Source organism: Acidovorax delafieldii 2AN (genome assembly GCF_000175235.1).
Classification (GTDB): Bacteria; Pseudomonadota; Gammaproteobacteria; order Burkholderiales; family Burkholderiaceae_C; genus Acidovorax; species Acidovorax delafieldii_B.
In genome coordinates, this window is the sequence record NZ_ACQT01000320.1 from 1 (window position 1) to 3518 (window position 3518).

Consider the following 3518-nt stretch of genomic DNA (forward strand, 5'->3'; position numbering starts at 1 on the left):
CGATCAGGCCCTGGCGGTCGGTCGGCGGCGGGTTGGCAACGGCAAGCATGGGGCTCCCGATGGGGTGGGGCGACGGCAAGGTGCGGTGGGCCGCGGCTTTCACGTGGGCGGGCCACGGCGTGCAGCCCGCATGATGCGGCGGTCGTGCGCTGCAACATGTTTCATTTTGAGAATATCCCGCCCGGCGTGCGGCGAATTCAGGGTTGTCCCTAGGGTCCTGGGAGGGGGCGCGCACCAAGATGCACTCTGACCCTCCAGCCTCACCTGTTCAGGAGACAGCCAGATGCAAGTCCAGTTCACGGTCAACGGGCGTGCCGCCAGTGTTGACGTTCCTCCCAACACCCTCCTTGTCCACGCGCTGCGAGAGCACCTGCAGCTCACGGGTACCCACGTGGGGTGCGACACCAGCCAATGCGGCGCGTGCACCGTGCACCTCAACGGCCAGGCGGTCAAGTCCTGCGCGGTGTTGGCTGTCCAGGTGCAGGGCGCCGACGTGCAGACCATCGAAGGCCTGGCCGCGCCCGACGGCACCATGCACCCCATGCAGGCGGCGTTCAAGGAGTGCCATGGCCTGCAGTGCGGCTTCTGCACCCCGGGCATGGTGATGAGTGCGGTGGACCTGTGCAAGAACCACCCGAACGCCAGCGAAGGCGAGATCCGCGAGCTGCTCGAAGGCAACATCTGCCGCTGCACGGGCTACCAGAACATCGTGCGCGCGGTGCAGCAGGGGCAGAAGGCCATGGCGGCGCCGGCCTGAGCGCACCCATACCGCCGCTTTTTCATTCATCACGAATTCCCAAGGAGAACCGACCATGGGTGCATCCGACTTTTCGAAGCTGCCGCACATCGGTGAATCGCTCAGGCGCAAGGAAGACTATCGCTTCCTCACCGGCGCGGGCCAATACACCGACGACGTGGTGCTGGCCGCGCAATGCCATGCGGTGTTTGTGCGCTCGCCGCACGCTCACGCCAAGATCAACGGCATCAATGTGGACGCCGCCAAGGCCGCGCCGGGCGTATTGGGCGTGTTTGTGGGCGCCGACGTGGCAGCCGACAACATCAACGGCCTGCCCTGCGGCTGGCTCATCACCAGTACCAACGGCGAGCCCATGAAGGAGCCGCCGCACCCCATCCTGGCCCAGGGCAAGGTGCGCTATGTCGGCGACCATGTGGCCATGGTGGTGGCGCAGACCCAGCAACAGGCGCGCGATGCAGCCGAACTGGTCGAGGTGGATTACGACGTTTTGCCCGCCGTGGTCAATGTGGCCGACGCCGCCTCGGGCGCTGTGGCCGGCGCGGCGCTGCACGACATTGCACCCGACAACCATTGCTTCAAATGGGCCATCGGCGACAAGGGGGCCGTGGACGCTGCGTTTGCCAACGCCGCCCACGTGACGCAGCTCGATCTGGTCAACAACCGCCTTATCCCCAACGCGATGGAGCCGCGCGCGGCCATCGGCAGCTACAACCGCGCGAGCGACGAGTACACGCTCTACGTGAGCAACCAGAACCCGCACGTCGAGCGCCTGCTCATGACCGCCTTCGTCATGGGCCTGCCTGAGCACAAGGTGCGCGTGATCGCACCCGACGTGGGCGGCGGCTTCGGCTCCAAGATCTACCTGTACGCCGAAGACGTGTGCCTGACCTGGGCCTCCAAAAAGCTCAACCGCAACATCAAGTGGGTGGCGGACCGCAGCGAATCGTTCCTGTCGGACGCGCATGGCCGCGACCATGTGAGCCACGCCGAGATGGCCATGGACAAGGACGGCAAGTTCCTGGCGCTGCGTGTGCACACCCACGCCAACCTGGGCGCCTACCTGAGCACCTTTGCCAGCGCGGTGCCCACCATCCTGTACGCCACGCTGCTGGCGGGTCAGTACAGCACGCCGCAGGTGTATGTGGAGGTGGACTCGTGGTTCACCAACACCGCACCGGTGGACGCCTACCGGGGCGCAGGCCGGCCCGAGGCCACGTACCTGCTCGAGCGCCTGGTCACCCGCTGCGCGTGGGAGATGAACCTGTCACAGGACGAAATCCGCAAGCGCAACTTCATCACCACTTTCCCGTACCAGACACCCGTGGCGCTGCAGTACGACATTGGCGACTACCACGCCTGCATGACGCAGGCCCAGCAACTGGCCGACGTGGCCGGGTTTGCGGCGCGCAAGGCGGCCAGCGAGGCCAAGGGCCTCAAGCGCGGTATGGGCTACAGCAGCTATATCGAGGCCTGCGGCATTGCGCCGTCGAACATTGCCGGTGCGCTGGGCGCGCGCGCAGGGCTGTTCGAGTGCGGCGAGGTGCGCGTGCACCCCACGGGCAGCGTGACGGTGTTCACCGGCTCGCACAGCCACGGCCAGGGGCACGAGACCACGTTTGCGCAGGTGGTGGCCGCCCGCCTGGGCATCCCGGTGGAGAACGTGGACATCGTGCACGGCGACACGGGCCGCGTGCCCTTTGGCATGGGCACCTATGGTTCGCGCTCCATCAGCGTGGGCGGGGCGGCCATCATGAAGGCGCTGGACAAGATCGAGGCCAAGGCCAAGAAAATCGCGGCGCATTTGATGGAGGCGAGCGATGCCGACATCGATTTCAGCGGCGGCGAATTCACCGTGCGCGGCACCGACAGGAAGATCCCGTTCGGCCAGGTAGCGCTCACGGCCTACGTGCCGCACAACTACCCGCTCGACAAGCTGGAGCCCGGCCTGAACGAAACCGCGTTCTACGACCCGACCAACTTCACCTTCCCCGCAGGCACCTACATCTGCGAGGTGGAGGTGGACCCGCAGACTGGCGTGGTGCGCGTGGACCGCTTCACCGCCGTGGACGACTTCGGCACCATCATCAACCCCATGATCGTGGAAGGCCAGGTGCACGGCGGGCTGGTGCAGGGCATTGGCCAGGCAGTGCTGGAAAACTGCGTGTACGACCGCGAGACGGGCCAGTTGCTCACCGGCAGTTTCATGGACTATGCCATGCCGCGCGCCGACGACTTCCCTGAGTTCAAGCTGGGCCATGTGTGCACCCCCTGCACGCACAACCCGCTGGGCACCAAGGGCTGCGGCGAGGCCGGGGCCATTGGATCACCGCCAGCGGTGATCAACGCCGTGCTCGACGCTCTGCGTCCCTTGGGCGTGAAGGACTTCGACATGCCCGCGTCGCCGCACCGCGTGTGGGAAGCCATCCAAAGCGCCAGAACATGAAGCCCCCCCTGAGTCGCTTCGCGCCTTCCCCCTCAAGGGGAACGCCGCCAGCGCGGCGGGGCGGCCCTTGCGCGGCGGCCGCTGGCCCTCGCCGTGCGCTTTTCACCGGTCGCGAGTCTTCGCTGCCGCAGCATGAAAACTGACAGGAGTTCCCTATGTACGCATTCACCTTTGAAGCGCCTTCCACCACCGCCGCTGCCGCGCAGCTCATCGCCCAGGGCGGCAAGCTGCTGGCCGGTGGGCAGAGCCTGCTGCCCTCCATGCGCCTGCGCCTGGCCAACCCCGAAAAAATCGTGGACCTGAACGGCATTGCCGAGC

3 protein-coding genes are annotated in these 3518 nt (G+C 66.4%); all 3 read left to right on the forward strand.

Annotated elements, in window-relative coordinates:
• The first annotated feature begins 283 nt into the window (after positions 1 to 283).
• On the forward strand, positions 284 to 757 hold the full coding sequence (locus ACDELDRAFT_RS20330) for a (2Fe-2S)-binding protein (protein ID WP_005799955.1): 474 nt from the start codon (positions 284 to 286) through the stop codon (positions 755 to 757).
• Positions 758 to 812: 55 nt separating this feature from the next.
• Positions 813 to 3200 (forward strand): xanthine dehydrogenase family protein molybdopterin-binding subunit, encoded by a 2388-nt coding sequence (locus tag ACDELDRAFT_RS20335; protein ID WP_005799956.1) that lies wholly within the window; start codon positions 813 to 815, stop codon positions 3198 to 3200.
• A gap of 155 nt (positions 3201 to 3355) precedes the next feature.
• A partial coding sequence (locus tag ACDELDRAFT_RS20340) for an FAD binding domain-containing protein (RefSeq protein WP_005799957.1) occupies positions 3356 to 3518 on the forward strand: 163 nt, incomplete at its 3' end.